This is a genomic window from Pantoea sp. GD03673 (assembly GCF_029844725.1).
In the GTDB taxonomy this organism is placed as follows: domain Bacteria; phylum Pseudomonadota; class Gammaproteobacteria; order Enterobacterales; family Enterobacteriaceae; genus Pantoea.
This window is the reverse complement of record NZ_JAOCKJ010000007.1, coordinates 63,518-81,757: the sequence shown is the minus strand read 5'-3', so window position 1 is coordinate 81,757 and position 18,240 is coordinate 63,518. Positions and strand designations below refer to the sequence as shown.

At 54.1% G+C, this 18,240-nt stretch carries 15 protein-coding genes; 3 read left to right on the top strand and 12 right to left on the bottom strand.

The features are described from left to right. Window positions 1-125: 125 nt before the first annotated feature. Window positions 126-911, top strand: a complete 786-nt coding sequence (gene elyC, locus N5J69_RS14865; protein WP_279771617.1) for an envelope biogenesis factor ElyC — start codon at window positions 126-128, stop codon at window positions 909-911. Here elyC and N5J69_RS14860 read toward each other — a convergent pair. The 12 genes from N5J69_RS14860 to serC form a co-directional block, all read right to left on the bottom strand. Continuing rightward, window positions 891-1,784 carry a phosphotransferase gene (locus N5J69_RS14860; protein ID WP_279771339.1) on the bottom strand — a complete coding sequence of 298 codons (894 nt, stop codon included), beginning with the start codon at window positions 1,782-1,784 and terminating at the stop codon, window positions 891-893. The genes elyC and N5J69_RS14860 overlap by 21 nt on opposite strands. Before the next feature lie 107 nt (window positions 1,785-1,891). After that, a complete protein-coding gene (gene kdsB / locus N5J69_RS14855) occupies window positions 1,892-2,641 on the bottom strand; it encodes a 3-deoxy-manno-octulosonate cytidylyltransferase (protein WP_279771338.1) in 750 nt (249 codons plus the stop codon). Continuing rightward, window positions 2,638-2,820: a Trm112 family protein gene (locus N5J69_RS14850; RefSeq protein WP_003849374.1), complete on the bottom strand. Its 183-nt coding sequence runs from the start codon at window positions 2,818-2,820 to the stop codon at window positions 2,638-2,640. The genes kdsB and N5J69_RS14850 overlap by 4 nt, the downstream gene beginning before the upstream one ends. Window positions 2,821-2,925: 105 nt before the next feature. Beyond that, window positions 2,926-4,140: a winged helix-turn-helix domain-containing protein gene (locus N5J69_RS14845; RefSeq protein ID WP_279771337.1), complete on the bottom strand. Its 1,215-nt coding sequence runs from the start codon at window positions 4,138-4,140 to the stop codon at window positions 2,926-2,928. A 39-nt stretch (window positions 4,141-4,179) separates the two neighbouring features. Then, complete coding sequence (lpxK, locus tag N5J69_RS14840) at window positions 4,180-5,166, bottom strand: tetraacyldisaccharide 4'-kinase (RefSeq protein WP_279771336.1); 987 nt, start codon at window positions 5,164-5,166, stop codon at window positions 4,180-4,182. Continuing rightward, window positions 5,163-6,911, bottom strand: a complete 1,749-nt coding sequence (msbA, locus tag N5J69_RS14835) for a lipid A ABC transporter ATP-binding protein/permease MsbA (protein ID WP_279771335.1) — start codon at window positions 6,909-6,911, stop codon at window positions 5,163-5,165. Before msbA ends, lpxK begins: the two co-directional genes overlap by 4 nt. Window positions 6,912-6,945: 34 nt before the next feature. Continuing rightward, window positions 6,946-9,201 carry a DNA internalization-related competence protein ComEC/Rec2 gene (locus tag N5J69_RS14830; protein ID WP_279771334.1) on the bottom strand — a complete coding sequence of 752 codons (2,256 nt, stop codon included), beginning with the start codon at window positions 9,199-9,201 and terminating at the stop codon, window positions 6,946-6,948. A 203-nt stretch (window positions 9,202-9,404) separates the two neighbouring features. Then, window positions 9,405-9,689: an integration host factor subunit beta gene (gene ihfB, locus N5J69_RS14825; RefSeq protein ID WP_003849360.1), complete on the bottom strand. Its 285-nt coding sequence runs from the start codon at window positions 9,687-9,689 to the stop codon at window positions 9,405-9,407. Window positions 9,690-9,771: 82 nt separating this feature from the next. Then, complete coding sequence (rpsA, locus tag N5J69_RS14820) at window positions 9,772-11,445, bottom strand: 30S ribosomal protein S1 (RefSeq protein ID WP_003849352.1); 1,674 nt, start codon at window positions 11,443-11,445, stop codon at window positions 9,772-9,774. 108 nt (window positions 11,446-11,553) lie between these two features. Then, window positions 11,554-12,240 carry a (d)CMP kinase gene (gene cmk, locus N5J69_RS14815; protein ID WP_279771332.1) on the bottom strand — a complete coding sequence of 229 codons (687 nt, stop codon included), beginning with the start codon at window positions 12,238-12,240 and terminating at the stop codon, window positions 11,554-11,556. Between the two features lie 199 nt (window positions 12,241-12,439). Further along, window positions 12,440-13,726 carry a 3-phosphoshikimate 1-carboxyvinyltransferase gene (aroA, locus tag N5J69_RS14810; protein ID WP_279771331.1) on the bottom strand — a complete coding sequence of 429 codons (1,287 nt, stop codon included), beginning with the start codon at window positions 13,724-13,726 and terminating at the stop codon, window positions 12,440-12,442. 83 nt (window positions 13,727-13,809) lie between these two features. Further along, window positions 13,810-14,895 (bottom strand): 3-phosphoserine/phosphohydroxythreonine transaminase, encoded by a 1,086-nt coding sequence (gene serC, locus N5J69_RS14805; RefSeq protein WP_279771330.1) that lies wholly within the window; start codon window positions 14,893-14,895, stop codon window positions 13,810-13,812. Between the two features lie 313 nt (window positions 14,896-15,208). Here serC and ycaO point away from each other — a divergent pair, with 313 nt between their 5' ends. Together ycaO and focA are read left to right on the top strand one after the other, a co-directional pair. Next, window positions 15,209-16,972, top strand: coding sequence for a 30S ribosomal protein S12 methylthiotransferase accessory factor YcaO (ycaO, locus tag N5J69_RS14800; protein WP_279771328.1), 1,764 nt, complete (start codon window positions 15,209-15,211; stop codon window positions 16,970-16,972). A gap of 372 nt (window positions 16,973-17,344) precedes the next feature. Beyond that, a complete protein-coding gene (gene focA / locus N5J69_RS14795; protein ID WP_279771327.1) occupies window positions 17,345-18,205 on the top strand; it encodes a formate transporter FocA in 861 nt (286 codons plus the stop codon). Window positions 18,206-18,240 lie beyond the last annotated feature (35 nt).

The window sequence follows — 18,240 nt, the reverse complement described above, 5'->3', positions numbered from 1 at the left end:
GGCATGCGCTCCGGTTTGCTGCGGTGAGACTTGTGCTATTTTGTCACAGGCACCAGAAGAATGAACCTTTCATCCCCATCTTCCCTTCCGGGTGCTCTATTTTCGGACAACAGGACGCATTTTTGATGTTATTTACCCTGAAAAAAGTCATTGGCGGGCTGCTTTTACCCTTGCCGTTTCTGCTTTTGCTGATGGCGCTGGGCATTTTACTGCTTTGGTTCACTGACTGGCAAAAAAGCGGCAAAATCGTGATCTCCGTCAGCTGGCTGTTACTGCTGCTGCTGAGCCTGCAACCGTTAGCCGATCGGCTGCTTTTGCCGCTGGACAACCGCTATCCGACCTGGAACGGCACAGAGAAAGTGGATTACATTGTGGTGCTGGGCGGTGGCTATACCTTCAACCCGGCATGGGCACCCAGCTCAAACCTGCTGAATAACAGCCTGCCACGAGTAGCGGAAGGCATTCGTCAATGGCAACGCAATCCGCAGTCGACCCTGATTTTTACCGGTGCCGCAGGCGGCACCAATCCGAAGAGCAGTGCCTGGGTAGCCGCTCAGGTGGCAGAAAGTCTGGGCGTTCCACGCGAACATATTCAGATTCTCGACCAGCCTCGTGATACCGCAGATGAAGCGCAGGCAGTGAAAACGGTGGTAGGCGATCGTCCGTTGCTGCTGGTCACCTCCGCGAATCATATGCCGCGGGCAATACGCTTTTTCCACGCGGTCGGTTTGACGCCAATTGCTGCGCCAGCTAATCAACTGGCGATTACCTCACCGCTGAATGGCTGGGAACGGGCGATACCGTCATCGATCTGGCTGAGTCACAGCGAACGGGCGGTGTATGAGACGCTCGGCACGCTGCTGCAGCGACTGAAAGGTGAGGAGTCCGGCTCAGCCGAGCCAGGGAAGTAGCTCTGCTCGGGCATGGTCAAAACGCAGACGGTTAAACGTGCCGGTCTGTGTCAGGTGCTCGATGCAGTCCCAAAGTTGATACATCCACCGACGCCAGACAAAGCCCTCCGAAACCGGGGCCCGTTGCAGGTAGTTGTGCAGCAGCGCCGTTTCGGCGGGCGACGTATCCAGATGGATCAGGTCATATTCACGGGGTGCCCAGAGAATTGTGCCCGGCTGTATCATTGCGATTAACTGGTCGCTGCGGCTGTTTTTCAGCATGCTCTGCAGCCGCACGTTGCCGTGAACCATCACACAGGGATCGTCGAAGTCTCGGAACAGATGCGCCAGACGCGACCGGCAGCGGAACAGAATCTGGCGATCTTCCAGCGTAAAATCAGGCGGACGCAGATAGCTCAGGGTCGACCACAAGACCTCAACCCGTTGTGCATACCATGCTGGCCAGTGATTCTGCTGCGTGCTGTCTACCGTTCCGACCAGGCCGTGGCTGTCGAGCCGGTGCCAGGCCAGCAGTCCCTCGACCGCCTGCTCGCAAAACTGTTGCCAGCGCTGAACATCCCGCGCGGGTGCCTCTGCCGTCACACCATTCAGTCGCGCAAGCAGGAGCATTTCATGCACCGGCGGCTGCTGGCTCAGTACCAGACCATAAACCGCTGGTACGGCGATTAGCCCGGCCTGCCCCAGCAACGCCAGCTTTCTGGCTTCCAGCGCGGCCCGCCCCTGATGACGAAAATATTTTGCCACCATTGGCATGGGATGCCCTTCCCGATCGTACAGGGCATAGAGCCGGGAGGGCGGCTGTTCACTGATTAATTCGAGGCGACTGACGGTTTCACCCAGCGCCAGCGTGAGTTCCGATTTAAGCTGTTCCATGCGGCATCCTCCTCAGATGAGTATCACAATATCCTGAAGGAAGTACTGACGTTTAGCGGCGGATCAATAACGGTGCGCTGAAACGGGGAGACAGGCTCCCCCGTTTATCAGGCCTGCATGGCATTGCGGACGCGTTGCAAATCGTCTGGCGTATCCACGCCCACACTGGGAATGGTTTTCGCGACGGCGACATGAATTTTTTCGCCGTACCATAAGACACGCAGTTGTTCGAGCAGCTCAATCTGTTCCAGAGGACAAGGTGCCCAGGCTACATAGCGGCGAATAAAACCGGCACGATAGGCGTAGATGCCAATGTGGCGAAGCAGCGTATCACCGATCTGCTCGCGCGAGGCAGCATACCGTTCACGATCCCAGGGAATGGTCGCCCGTGAAAAATAGAGCGCATAGCCATTCACATCCATGACGACTTTCACCGCGTTCGGATTGAAGGCTTCTTCCGCTTCGGTAATCGGTACGGCCAGCGTTGCCATCCCTGCCGCCGAACCCGCCAGATTGATCGCCACCTGACGCACAATCTCTGCCGGAATCATGGGCTCGTCTCCCTGCACGTTGACAATGATTTCATCATCGGCGAACTGATACTTTTCGATCACTTCCGCCAGCCGCTCCGTGCCGGACTGGTGATCGGCACGCGTCATACAGACTTCGCCGCCTGCCGCTTCCACTGCTCTGGCTACGTCGGGATGATCGGTGGCAACAATGACCCGGCTGGCACCCGATTCACGGGCGCGCTCCATCACATGCACGACCATCGGCTTACCGTGAATATCAACAAGCGGCTTGCCGGGTAAGCGGGTTGACGCATAGCGCGCAGGAATGATGGCAGTGAAACTCATGGATGAATCTCTTCAACTGACAGAGTACGGGCTTCCGTTTCCAGCAGCACCGGAATGCCGTCCCGAACCGGGAAGGCCAGGCCATCAGGTTTGCAGATCAGCTCCTGCTGAGCATTGTTGAAATAGAGTTTGCCATTGCACACCGGGCAGGCAACGATTTCGAGTAAACGATGATCCATATGTCCTCCATCAGGGACCGAATGCGTAAGGATTCAAGCATACCATAGCGCGGCTTATGCGGGATGGGGTAAAACGTCATCCCGCGGCGGCTGCCGCAAAATTGATTAATTCAGCGTCCACAGAGCTGGCCACTGCTCTTTGAGCGCATCTGGTGCCTGCAGAATCGCGACGCTTTCTGCCCCCTGCCAGGCAGCGAAGCGCTCAATCGCACGACGGATATCCACGGCAAAGCGCGTCGTGACGCGGGTCTTCTCTTCCAGCCAGATATTTTTAATCTCCAGCTGTTTTGCCTGACGCAGCATGCGGGCATCCAGCCGCCCTTTTATCTGACCGCGATGAAGGATGGGCAAAACAAAATAGCCAAACTTGCGTTTTTTCTCCGGCGTGTAGCACTCAATACGGTAGTCAAAACTGAACAGCTCCAGCGCACGTTTGCGATCCCAGACTACCGGATCAAATGGCGACAGCAGCGCGCTGTGCGTTGCCTGCAGCGGTGTCTCCAGTAGCGGCAAGGTGTCACGATGCAGCCACATCGCGCCCAGTCCCTCTGTGTTGACAGCGACCAGATCGCCCGCAGCCTGGGCGTCAGCGATAAATTCGTTCAGGGGGGCCCGCTTCAGGCGATAGTAGTCCGCCAGCCAGGCCGTACGGAAAACCCCCAGGCTGCGGGCGCTGTTCATCAGCATCTGACGGATTGCCTCGGCTTCGCTGATGCCATGTTGCTCATCCTGCCAGTCCGGCATCACGCGGCTGCGCAAATCATAGACGCGCTGAAAATTACGGCGTTCTGCGACCATCAGCTCACCGGCGCTGAAGAGATTTTCCAGATGACGTTTGTGCGGTTTCCATGCCCACCAGCCTGATTTCGGGTTATCGGTATGCGTAAAATCGGCGGCGCGTACCGGGCCGTTTTCCTGAATCTGCTGCAGTAATTCGGCAATCGCCTGCTGGTGGTCAGCGACCCATTGCGCGTTGTACTTCCAGCCCAGCCGTTCCGGCGACAGCATACGATGACGAAGAAGTCTGTAATCGGACCGGGGAATAAAGCAGGCTTCGTGCGCCCAGTACTCAAAGAGTTCACCCCGTGCGAGCGCCTGTTCCAGCCATGCCTGAGGATAATGTCCCAGGCGACTGAACAGCACCAGATAAGGACTGCGGGCCACGACATGGATGGTATCGATTTGCAGCAGTGACATGCGGGAGATGCAGTTAATCAAATCCTGATAAACGGCGCGTTTTGCCGGCGCACGCAGCAGGCCCTGTGCGGCGAGATGAAGGTGGCGTGCTTGCTGTAACGAAAGTGAATGCGGGCTGTTCATCCTCTTCCTTATCAGGCTTCACCTGAATGAGTGCGGGTATCAGTGAGTACGGCGGCAGAGTTGTTCGATATCGTCCAGCAGCGGCAACACCGCCTGGCCGGTTAAACGGGCATCGACCGGGAGATACCACCATTCGGGCTGAGCAAAGTGACGGCATTTCACCGCATCCTTTTCCGTCATCAGCAGGTGCTGGCCCGTCTGAAGTAATCGGGTCAGCTCATCTTTGCTGTAGGCGTGATGATCGGCAAAGGCGATTTCAGCAACTGGCGTGATGCCCTGCTGTTTCAGCGTGGTGAAGAAACGGGGGGGATGACCAATACCGGCCATCGCAACCACTTCACTCAGCCGCTCAGTCGGGCAGGTTTCTCCGGTCAGCAGATTGGTGGCAAGCCCGGGCTGAAGTTGCATAGCAATCTCGCCGGGCAGCGCTTCGCCACCGTTAGCAATAATGGCATCGACCTGCTTCAGACGGTCTGCACGCTCGCGCATCGGACCCGCAGGTAGCCACCAGCCATTACCAAAACGACGTACGCCATCAACCACCACGATCTCGCGATCGCGCTGCAGAGCGTAATGTTGCAGGCCATCATCAGTGATGATGACATCCAGCGGCCCCTGTTGCAGTAACGCCTCAATCGCCCGCCGCCGTTCAGGCGCGACTGCGACCGGTGCCCCGGTACGCTGAGCGATCAGAACCGGTTCATCACCGGCCTGTTCGGTGCGGGTCTGTGCCGTGACGAGCAAGGGATAGTGGTCCGCCTTACCGCCATAGCCTCTTGAGACAACACCAGCACGCAGGCCGCGCTGCTGCAACGCCTCGACCAGCCAGATGACCACCGGCGTCTTTCCATTCCCGCCAGCAGTCAGATTACCCACCACCACCACCGGCAGAGGCGAACGCCAGCTTTTACGCCAGCCGCGCCGGTAACTGAAACGTATCAGGGCCGTGATCGCACCATACAGCAGGCTGAATGGCCATAGCACTAGCCATAGCGGTGAGCGACCACTCCAGATACGTTCAATCATTGGCCGAATTGCATCTTGTGCAGCTGAGCATAGGCACCACGTTCTTCCAGCAGCACCTGATGCGTTCCGCGTTCAACAATCTGACCATCTTCAATCACCACAATCTCATCCGCTTTTTCAATCGTGGAGAGGCGATGCGCAATCACCAGCGAGGTGCGGTTCTTCTGCAACTCATCCAGCGCCGACTGAATAGCCCGTTCTGACTCAGTATCCAGAGCGGATGTCGCTTCATCGAGGATCAATATCGGACAGTCGCGCAGCAGGGCACGGGCGATGGCAATACGCTGACGCTGACCGCCAGATAACAGCACGCCATTCTCACCAATGACCGTATCCAGGCCCTGATCCATTTTGTTGATAAAGTCCATGGCATGCGCCATGGTGGCCGCCCGCTCGATCTCTTCACGGCTGTATTGTTCACTGCGCGCATAGGCGATGTTATTGGCAATCGTGTCGTTGAAAAGATGCACATTCTGCGACACCAGCGCCACCTGATTACGCAGCGAACGCAGGCTGTACTCACGCAGGTCAAAACCGTCCAGCAGAATTTCGCCCTGCTGAATGTCATAAAAGCGGGTCAGCAGGCTCGCCATCGTAGACTTACCGGAACCGGAGCGGCCCACCAGCGCGACTGTTTTTCCGGCAGGCAGCGACAGATTGATATTACGCAGTGCCGGTACTTCACGACCCGGGTAGGTAAATGTCACGTCGCGGAATTCGATATCGCCTTTAGCGCGGGTAATTTCGCGCTTACCGTTGTCCACTTCCTGTTCGCTATCCAGAATGGAAAACAGCGTCTGACAGGCGGCCATGCCACGCTGGAACTGGGCATTGACGTTGGTCAGTGACTTAAGGGGTCGCATCAGGGCAATCATCGAAGAGAAGACCACGGTGATGGTTCCGGCAGTCAGGGTATCCATCACGCTGGGGAAGCTGGCGGCATAGAGGACAAACGCCAGGGCCAGCGACGCGATCAGCTGAATTACCGGATCGGAAATAGAAGAGGCGGAGACCAGTTTCATGCCCTGCTGACGCATGCGGTTACTGACGCGGGAAAAGCGCTCCGATTCAATTTCCTGACCGCCAAAAATAAGCACCTCTTTGTGGCCCTTCAGCATCTGCTCGGCGCTGGTTGTCACCTGCCCCATGGTGTTCTGCATACTTTTGCTGATGCTGCGGAAACGCTTTGATACCGTGCGAATCGCAAAGGAGACGACAGGAGCCAGTACAATCAGGATCAACGACAGCTGCCAGCTGTAGTAAAACATCATGATGAACAGGCCAATAATCGAAGCACCTTCACGCACAACGGTGACCAGTGCGCCAGACGACGAGGACGCGACCTGCTCAGAATCGTAGGTAATGCGCGACAACAGGGTGCCGGTCGACTGCTGGTCAAAAAACGAAACCGGCATGCCCATCATGTGGCTGAAGAGTCGACGGCGGATGTTCATCACAACGTTGCCAGAGACCCAGGAGATGCAGTAACTGGAGATATAACTGGTTATTCCGCGAACCAGCATCAGGCCAATAACCACTAAGGGCATCCACAGCATTACTGACCTGTCAGCTTTACCAAAGCCATCATCCAGTAAGGGTTTCAACAGGGAGAGCATTAAGGCGTCGCCCGCAGCATTAATAATCAGGGCGACAGAGGCCACAATCAATCCCGCTTTATTAGGCGCGATCATCGGCCAGAGTCGGCGAAACGTCTGCCACGTAGAGAGATCTTTATCTTGATGCATTATTTATTCACGCTGTTGGAAATAGCCGGCCATTCTACCTGGATTCGCGTTTGACGCCAAACCACTGATGATACCAACGGGGCATTAATTGTTCCCGCAGGGTGGAAACCTGCACGCTGCCGTGCGCTATCCGGATACTGATTTGTCCTGACTGGCCCGTATCCAGCCACTGAAAACCTGCCGTTCGGTAGTTTTCCAGCACATTTTTCGCAGGCATGCGCCAGGCATTGTAGCGTGCAAGAGAGGCGATAGCAGTGTGGCCTTCTGTTTTGCGCAGCAGCAACGAGGTCGACGAAGTACGACTTCCGTGATGCGGAACCTGCAGAATATCCACCTTCAGCCCTTTTTTCTCCAGTGCTACCAGCTGGCGTTCCGCTTTAGCTTCAATATCCCCGGTTAACATCAGCCGGACCCGGCCATCATCAACGATGACCACGCAGGAATCATTATTCCCACCCGGTAAAGGGGCCGTCAGCGGCCAGACAACCCGAAAGTTAAGCTGACGCCAGCGCCACTGCGTGCCACGTACGCAGGGTAAGTGCCCCTCATCTGCCAGTGCGCTTCTGACTTCAACCGCTGGCCAGCGTTGCGTGATCGCCGCCAGCCCACCCGTATGATCCAGATGTTTATGACTCAGGATGATCTGTTTTAGCCGCAGTTGTTTGCGCTCCAGCCACGGAATGATCACCCGGCTCCCCGCATTGTCGTTCTGCCAGCGTGGCCCGGTGTCATACATCACCGCCTCGTCGCCCTGGCTAATGACCATGCTCAGTCCGTGACCAATGTCCAGCATATCAATGCGCCAGCCCTGCTCATATTCTGGCTGGCGACTCAGTATCATCGCCAGTGCTATCGCGCAGCTGCTTAGTGGCAGAGAGAAGAAAAGTTGTGCACGCCAGAGGATCAGACCACCCCAGACCATTACCGTAAACCAGGTCGTTCCATTCAGCGGCCACCAGCCTGGCGGCAGCAACGTCAGGCAGTGAAACAGGGCACGCAATGAGAGGTCGGCCGCCCCCCAGAAGAAGCCTGATACATGTGCTACTGGCAACAGCATGGCAAGCGTCACCAGGGGCATGGTTATAAACGAGACGACAGGAATAGCGACAACATTTGCCACCAGCGCGGTCAGACTGATCCCGTTGAATATCGCCACCTGCAGCGGCACCATTAAAATCATCATGCCTGCCTGCAGATGCAAAAGCTGTAACGGGATCCAGCGCCGTCGATGACGTAACTGTGCAGGCAGTGGGAACCAGTGATACCAGACCAGCAGCATGCCCACAGCCAGAACCGAGAGCCAGAAACTGTCTGAAAGCACGGTCAGCGGATCCGTCACCAGCAATAATGCTATGCAGAACGTCCAGACCTGCCAGCTATTCAGCTGAACACCTGCAAACCGTGTTATCGCCCATAGCGTCAGCGCAAGCAGTGAACGGGCGGCAGGGGGATGTGCACCTGAGAGCCAGGTATAGATGGCGGCAAACAGCCAGCTTACGATCAGGGGAAAAAGATAGCCGATGTAGCGGGCTGGCAGGATAAATTGCACCCCACGCGCCAGTATCCAGCCAGTGCTGGCGGCCAGGGCGATGTGCATGCCCGATATTGCCATCAGATGTGCGGTGCCCGTATCCCGCAGCAGCTGACGTGTCTGCTGGCTCATATCATCCCTGATACCAAAAGCTAATGCCTCCAGCGTTCCGCGTGAGGGCATCTCACGCGTCCTGTCACGGTGCCACAGAATAAAACGCCAGCGGCCATCACAGCGATCGCTGACAGCGTCCTGTTTAAGAATCCGGCCCTGGAGCGGCGTATTATTAGCCAGTGCAAAACGCTGCGCATCGAAATCCCCCTCATTCAGGCGGGCATGCACCGGGCGAAGACGCAGCTGCATCGTCCAGCGTTGTCCCGGGCAGTAAATGCCCGCATCAGCGTCGAACCAAATCCAGGCAAAGCGAGGCGGAAATATCATCCTGCCCTGCTCTTCCAGCAGACGAACCCGGATCTGCTTCCGCTCTTTACGCAGTTCGTCAATCTGAACGGTGAACGTCGAAGGCTGTGCCGAGAGCTGTTCGATATCCCGCACCATCAGACGCGCGTCGTGACAGGCCCATGCCAGAAATAGCAGAGTGATGCCGGTCAGACGAACGGGCTGATAAGGACAATGCTGCAGAGCCACACCCAGCACGAGCAGAGCTGTTATCGCCTCACCGGAGGGCAGTTGCGTCATCAGCAGTAGCGGTAACGTTGCAACGATCGCCAGTCGTGCCAGAACGGTCCATGTCAGCATAATCGTGTCCATTGATTGAGTCCGATTAGTCTGAACAAATGCGGTGAAAGTTACAGGAGAGGATCAGGCAGGCTCGGGCGGCCTCGCAAAAAGAGTGACGGATTGCAGTGTTGTTAACGCAATTTGGATGTCGGATCTAAGTCTGAATAGCAGGCAAAAAAAAACGACATCCGGAGATGTCGTTTATCTGGTTCGGTATCGGCTTAGCCGTAGATATTTGCGCGATCGCGAAGCTCTTTGCCTGGCTTAAAGTGGGGAACGTATTTACCTTCCAGATCCACTTTGTCACCCGTTTTCGGGTTACGTCCAGTACGCGGAGCACGATAGTGCAAAGAAAAGCTGCCGAATCCCCGGATTTCGATGCGTTCGCCCTGTGCCAGCGTAGTGGCCATGTGCTCAAGCATCTCTTTTACTGCATCCTCAACGACTTTCGCCGGTATATGAGTATGCTGTCCCGCCAGTCTTTCGATCAGTTCTGACTTGGTCATGTAACCTCCGGTTTATCCCTGTGGGAAAGTATGACAGCTTTTACCGAAACCGGGTGGTTGCCCACCCGGTGCTTCAGGTCGATTACTCGCCTTTAGCCGCTTTGAACGCTTCAGCCATGGCGCTGGAGAAATTGCCTTCTTCCTGTTTGGTGTTAACAGTATTGATAGCTTCTTTCTCATCAGCCTGGTCTTTCGCACGGACAGACAGGCTTACGACACGGTTTTTACGATCAACGCCGGTGAACTTAGCTTCAACGTCGTCGCCAACGTTCAGAACCAGAGTTGCATCTTCAATGCGGTCCAGTGAAGCTTCAGAAGCGCGCAGGTAACCCTCAACGCCGTCTGCTAATTCAACTGTAGCACCTTTAGCATCAACTGCAGTCACTTTACCGGTGACGATGGCACCTTTCTTGTTCAAAGTGATGTAGTTGTTGAACGGATCTTCTGCCAGCTGTTTAACGCCCAGAGAGATACGCTCGCGCTCTGCATCAACCTGCAGTACAACGGCAGCGATTTCGTCGCCTTTTTTGTACTCACGAACGGCTTCTTCGCCAGTCGCGTTCCAGGAGATGTCAGACAGGTGAACCAGACCGTCGATGCCGCCGTCCAGGCCGATGAAGATACCGAAGTCAGTGATTGACTTGATTTTACCTTCAACACGATCGCCTTTGTTGTGCGTCTCAGCGAACAGCTGCCATGGGTTAGATTTACACTGCTTCAGACCCAGGGAGATACGACGACGCTCTTCGTCAATGTCCAGAACCATAACTTCAACAACATCGCCTACGTTAACAACTTTAGACGGATGGATGTTTTTGTTGGTCCAGTCCATTTCAGACACGTGTACCAGACCTTCAACGCCTTCTTCGATTTCCACGAAGCAGCCGTAATCAGTCAGGTTGGTCACACGACCGGTCAGGCGGGTGCCTTCCGGATAGCGTTTAGCGATAGCAACCCATGGATCTTCGCCCAGCTGCTTCAGACCCAGAGAAACACGGGTACGCTCGCGGTCGAACTTCAGCACCTTAACGGTGATTTCGTCGCCAACGTTAACGATTTCGCTTGGATGCTTAACGCGTTTCCATGCCATATCAGTGATGTGCAGCAGGCCATCAACGCCGCCCAGATCAACGAATGCACCGTAGTCAGTGAGGTTCTTAACGATACCTTTAACTTCCATGCCTTCCTGCAGGTTTTCCAGCAGCTGATCGCGCTCTGCGCTGTTTTCGGATTCGATAACCGCACGACGTGAAACCACGACGTTGTTGCGTTTCTGATCCAGCTTGATGACTTTAAACTCAAGCTCTTTGCCTTCCAGGTGCAGCGTATCACGCACCGGACGCACATCTACCAGTGAACCTGGCAGGAACGCACGGATACCGTTCAGCTCAACTGTGAAGCCGCCTTTAACTTTGCCGTTGATAACACCGGTAACAGTTTCAGCGTCTTCGTAAGCTTTCTCCAGCGTGATCCATGCTTCATGGCGCTTAGCTTTCTCACGGGACAGCAGGGTTTCACCGAAGCCGTCTTCCACTGCATCCAGAGCAACATCAACTTCGTCGCCAACCTGGATTTCCAGTTCGCCGGCTGCGTTCTTGAACTGCTCTGCAGGAATTGCAGATTCAGATTTCAGACCCGCATCAACCAGAACGACATCTTTGTCGATAGATACGACGATGCCACGAACGATAGAACCCGGGCGGGTTTCGATTGTTTTTAAGGATTCTTCAAATAGTTGAGCAAAAGATTCAGTCATATTGATAATCTTCAGGATTCTTCAATTTAACGTCCATCTGACTTCATGTCGGATGGGGTTGTTTCACATGCCCGGCACCGGATCCGTGGTACAGGGTGATAAATTCGGTTAAGCCGTAATGCCCAGCTTTTCGCGGGCATATTGTAGCGCTTTTTCAATGACTTGATCGATAGACATCTCGGTAGAGTCCAGAATCAAAGCATCGCCAGCAGCCACCAAAGGCGCAATTGCGCGATTACGATCGCGGTCGTCACGTTCTTTTATCTCGGCTAAAAGGCGATCAAAGTTAACATTAAAGCCATTTGCCTGCAACTGTAGCATACGACGCTGAGCACGTTCTTCCGGGCTGGCATCAAGGAAGATTTTCACAGGTGCATCCGGGAAAACCACGGTGCCCATGTCGCGGCCATCAGCGATCAGGCCCGGCATCTCGCGGAAACCGCGCTGGCGACGTAATAACGCTTCGCGCACACGAGGAAACGCGGCGACACGTGACGCCGTGTTGCTGACCTCCTGAGTGCGGATTTCACCGGTCACATCCTCACCTTCAAGTATGACCTGCATTTCACCGTTCTGTGATACAAAGCGCACATCAAGGTGTGCAGCAATCGGCACCAGCGCCTCTTCAGATTCAATGTCCACCTGATGATGCAATGCGGCTAACGCCAGCACGCGATAAATAGCACCGGAGTCCAGCAGATGCCACTGCAGCGATTCTGCCATCGCTTTGCACAGGGTTCCCTTTCCCGCTCCACTTGGCCCATCAATAGTTATGACCGGGGCAGTTACTGTCATTATTCCCTCCTGTTGCTGCGTGCTTCCTGACCTTTCGGTCACCATTAATGCTTAGCATTATACGCTGCATAGCGAGGCTTGGTTACCCTTTCGCACTGACGGGGCTCGAAATGTTAGTCAATTCAGAGGATATCGGTGCGAATACAGCCAGATTTAAACAGGGGAAGATCCGGTGCGGAACCGCACCGGAGAGGCATTATCAGGCACGCTGGCTGATTTTAGCCAGCTGGACAAAATAGTCCGGGAAGGTTTTCGCTGTACAGCCAGGATCAAGAATGGTCACCGGGGTATCAGAAAGCGCAACCAGAGAGAAACACATCGCCATGCGGTGATCGTTGTAAGTGCCAATATCAGCATGAATCAGCGATGCGGGCGGTGTAATACGGATGTAGTCATGTCCTTCTTCGACTTCCGCCCCCACCTTACGCAGTTCAGTGGCCATTGCGCTCAGTCGATCGGTCTCTTTTACCCGCCAGTTGTAAATATTGCGCAACTGGGTCGTGCCCTCTGCAAACAGCGCGGTGGTCGCAATGGTCATTGCAGCATCCGGTATATGGTTCATGTCCATATCAATAGCCTGCAGTTTTCCGGCCGTGCAGGCGATATAGTCATCGCCCCATTCAATGTTCGCGCCCATCTTTTCCAGCACGTCAGCAAAACGGATGTCACCCTGCACACTCTGACGTCCGATGCCGGTGACCCTGACCGTTCCGCCTTTAATGGCGGCGGCGGCCAGGAAGTAGGAAGCGGAAGAGGCATCGCCTTCAACCAGGTAATCGCCCGGCGACTGATACTGTTGCTGTCCCTTAATCAGGAAGCGCTGATAGTTCTGATTCTCGACCCCGACGCCAAAGCACTGCATCAGATTCAGGGTGATATCAATGTAAGGTTTGGAAACTAAATCACCTTTGATGGTGATGCAGGTATCCTGCTGCGCCAGAGGTGCGGTCATCAGCAGTGCTGTCAGGAACTGGCTGGAAACGCTGCCATCCACGCTGACTTCACCCCCGGTAAAACCACCGCGTAAACGAAGCGGCGGGTAGTTTTCGTTTTCCAGGTACTCAATGCTTGCTCCACCCTGACGAAGCGCGTCAACCAGATGACCGATTGGACGCTCTTTCATGCGGGGTTCGCCGGTCAGTTCGATATCCTGCTCACCCAGACAAAGCGCGGCGGCCAGGGGACGCATTGCGGTTCCGGCATTGCCCAGAAACAACGACAGCGGTTGAGATGAGTGCAGCGGCCCGGCATTTCCCGTCACTTCACACACGGTGCGATCGCTGGAAAGCGTATAACTTACACCCAGCGCGGTCAGCGCATTCAGCATGTGCTTAACATCATCACTGTCGAGCAGGTTAGTGAGACGGGTAGTGCCTTTAGCCAGCGCAGCCAGCAGCAATGCGCGATTGGAAACGCTCTTTGAGCCAGGCAGATTTACGGTGCCATCGACGCGCGCAATCGGTTGGAGAGTCAGGGAGTCCTGCATGTGAAACGAAATCCTCAAAAAAATACAGAGACCTCGCCGGGTGACGAGGTCTGGCATCAGCATCACTGCTGATATCTTAACAATCAGCCGTGACGGCGTTCAAAATCGACCATGAAATCGGTCAGGGCCTTCACACCTTCCAGCGGCATCGCATTATAAATAGAGGCGCGCATACCGCCTACGACACGATGTCCTTTAAGCGCATGCAATCCCGCCTTGAATGACTCTTCCAGGAACAGCGCATCCAGCGACGCATCCGCCAGCTGGAAAGGAATATTCATGCGTGAGCGGTTTTCTGTCGCTACATCGTTACGATAGAAGCCGCTGTGATCGATAACGCCATAAAGCAGGTCTGATTTTGCCTGATTAATACGGTCAATTTCAGCGACTCCGCCCTTCTCTTTCAGCCATTTGAAGACCAGCCCTGAGAGATACCACGCAAAGGTCGGCGGGGTGTTAAACATGGAATCGTTATCTGCCAGCACTTTGTAATCGAGGATGGAAGGCACGGAGGCATGCGCATGGCCCAGCAGATCTTCACGTACGATAACCAGCGTTAAGCCAGCCGGGCCCACATTTTTCTGCGCACCCGCATAAATCACACCATAACGGTTCACATCGATCGGGCGTGACAAAATGGTGGATGAGAAATCAGCCACAACGGTTTTATTGCCAAAGTCGGGCTGTTCATCAATAGCGATGCCATCAATGGTTTCATTCGGGCAGAAATGCAGGTAAGCGGACGCTTCACTCACTGCCCATTCGCTCATCGGCAGGATAGCGCGTTTACCGTCGCGGGTTGTTTTGACATCCAGCGTGCGTGGGGAACAATATTTTTCCGCCTCTTTGATTGCGCTATGCGCCCAGTAGCCGCCATCAACATAATCGGCGCTGGTCGCCTGCCCCAGCAGATTACCCGGTACGGCTGCGAACTGCGCACGCGCACCGCCATGACAGAATAAAACTTTGTAATTAGCCGGTATTTTTAGCAGATCACGGAAGTCCTGCTCTGCTTCCTCAGCCACCTGAATAAACTCTTTGCTGCGGTGGCTGATCTCCATTACAGAGGTACCCAGACCGCGCCAGTTCGTCAGTTCCTGTTCTGCACGACGAAGCACTTCAACCGGTAGCATCGCCGGGCCAGAGCTAAAATTATAAACCTGCGTCATTTCCCCTCACCACTGTCATATCGAACGGTTATGAATAACCATTCGGTTTTATCACTGCATTCTGATAGCTGCAATCATAAATCAGGGCGCGGTCACATTTTCTGAATCCGGCTCGCCGGAGGTTATGTTACCAATGCAAACCTGCGCGGAATTTTGTGAGGCGTCATCCAGCACCATTAATCCGCGTTTGGCCTGAATGCTGAGGTGGTGAAAACTAAGCCGGTAAAATTATCCCGCCCTGATAGCGGTCTGTTGGCAAAATCCGTATCATTGCGCGCTTTACGCACCCTATGACAACTGAGAGAGCGGCACTATGACGCAAACATTTATCCCGGGCAAAGATGCCGCACTGGAAGATTCCATTGCGCGTTTCCAGAACAAGCTGCAGGATCTTGGCTTTAACATTGAAGAAGCTTCCTGGCTTAATCCTGTTCCCCATGTCTGGTCAGTGCATATCCGCGACCGCGATTGCCCGCTCTGCTTCACTAACGGCAAGGGCGCCAGTAAAAAAGCCGCGCTGGCCTCCGCGCTGGGCGAATATTTTGAGCGTCTCTCAACAAACTACTTTTTTGCAGATTTCTGGCTCGGAACAAAAATCGCTAACGGTGATTTTGTTCACTATCCCAATGAAAAATGGTTTGCGTTACCTGATGACGAGTCCCTGCCTGAAGGCATTCTGGATCCGCGCCTGCACGCGTTTTACGATCCTGACAACGCACTGACGGCTTCCGGCCTGATTGATCTGCAGTCTGGCAATGCTGAGCGCGGTATCTGCGCCCTGCCATTTACCCGCCAGTCCGATCAGCAAACCGTTTATATCCCGATGAACATCATCGGCAACCTCTATGTTTCAAATGGCATGTCGGCGGGTAACACCGCGAATGAAGCGCGTGTTCAGGGGCTGTCCGAAGTGTTTGAGCGCTACATTAAGAACCGCATCATTGCTGAGGCGATCAGCCTGCCTGCGATTCCTGATGAAGTGATGCAGCGTTATCCTGAAGTCATCGAGGCGATTGCCCGCCTTGAAGCGGAAGGCTTCCCGATTTTCGCGTATGACGCCTCGCTGGGCGGTAAATATCCGGTTATCTGTGTGGTGCTGTTTAACCCGACCAACGGCACCTGTTTTGCCTCATTTGGTGCGCACCCTGATTTTGGTGTCGCACTGGAGCGAACTGTTACTGAGTTGCTGCAGGGCAGAAGCCTCAAAGATCTGGATGTGTTCACGCCGCCGACTTTTGATGACGAGGAAGTGGCTGAACATGCCAACCTTGAAACACATTTCATCGATTCAAGCGGCCTGATTTCCTGGGATCTGTTTAAAGAAACAGCGGATTATCCTTTTGTCGACTGGTCATTTGCGGGCAGTACCGAACAGGAATTTGCAACGCTGATGGCAATTTTCGCCTCGGAAGATCAGGAAGTGTACATTGCTGACTACGAGCATCTGGGTGTCTATGCCTGCCGCATCATCGTACCCGGCATGTCAGATATCTATCCGGCGGAAGATTTGTTCCTTGCTAATAACAGCATGGGCGCGGGCATGCGTGAAACCCTGCTGGCACTGCCTGAAAGCAACTGGAATCCGGAAGAATATCTGGATCTGATTGGACAGCTTGACGATGAAGGTTTTGATGACTTCACCCGGGTTCGTGAGCTGCTGGGTCTGGCAACCGGTAAAGACAACGGCTGGTACACACTGCGTATTGGCGAATTAAAAGCGATGCTGGCGCTGGCAGGTGGCGATCTGGATCAGGCATTGATCTGGACTGAGTGGACAATGGAGTTTAACAGCTCAATTTTCACGCCAGAGCGGGCTAACTACTATCGTTGCCTGCAGACCCTGCTGTTACTGGCAATGGAAGATGAGCGTGATCCGCTGCAGTATCATCACGCTTTCATGCGTATGTATGGTGAGCGCGCAATGGAAGCTGCTTCCGCCGCCATCAGTGGTGAGCATCCCTTCAACGGTCTTCAGGCTGTTGATGATGAGCTGCTGGCATTCCCTGCCCATCAGTCCCTGCTTGCGGCCTATGAAAAACTGCAAACCGCTAAGCGTCTTTACTGGAAAAATGCGTAAGGCATAGCGCTTCAGTTCAGAAACAGAGATTAAACATGGCACCGGCTTTATCGGGTGCCATGTTTCTCCACTTTTCCCATGAAACATTAGCCGCATTAAAATTCATTTCCATTACATCGCATCAAATTAATTAACACCCAAAACATGAGTTTATAAGAAAGCAGGCGCTAAAAAAGTGACGCACCATTTTATTTTAAAATAATTTTGTATTTTTAAAATTTATTTATACCTTTAAATTCAGATATTTAATTGATTATTTCTTTGTAATTCCGCAACCAGCTGGCTGCCGCTTCGGCAAACATGATCCACATCAATTACTGACCTATACTCCTTTGTTAGTATTTTTTCAGACAACTTCAGGAGTAAGTTAGTGTGAAAACTGACAACCCTTTTAATCTTTTATTACCAGCCGCAATGGCGAAAGTAGCCGAAGACGCCGGTATCTATAAAGCAACTAAACATCCCTTCACCACCTTCTTTCTGGCGATAAACGCCGGCGTATTTATCTCCATCGCATTCGTTTTCTATATTACAGCGACTACCGGCAGCGGCGCGATGCCCTATGGCATTGCCAAACTGATTGGCGGTGTCTGTTTCTCACTCGGCTTAATGCTGGTCGTGGTGTGTGGCGCAGACCTCTTTACCTCAACGGTACTCATCGTCGTCGCTAAAGCCAGCGGTCGCATCAGCTGGGGTCAGCTGGCCCGCAACTGGATTAACGTCTATGCCGGTAACCTTGCAGGCGCTCTCTTCTTTGTCGCCCTGATGTGGTTTGCCGGACAGCATATGGTCGCAAATGGTGCATGGGGATTGAATGTCCTGGAAACCGCCGACCACAAGATGCATCACACCTTCATCGAAGCGGTCTGTCTGGGTACTCTGGCTAATCTGCTGGTCTGCCTCGCTGTCTGGATGAGCTACTCAGGGCGCAGCCTGACCGATAAGCTGGTGGTGATGGTTCTGCCTGTTGGGATGTTTGTCGCCAGCGGTTTCGAACACAGCATCGCCAACATGTTCCTTATTCCTTATGCCATCGTCATCCGCGACTTCGCATCACCTGAGTTCTGGCAGGCTGCTGGCACCACGGCTGTGCAGTTTCACTCGCTTACCGTCAGTAACTTTATTCTCGACAATCTGATCCCCGTGACCCTCGGTAACATTATTGGCGGCGGCATTCTGGTTGGGTTGACTTACTGGGTTATCTATCTCCGTAAAGGTGACCAGGTTCATTAAACATATTTTGACGGCACAGGAAAGTGACTGTGCCT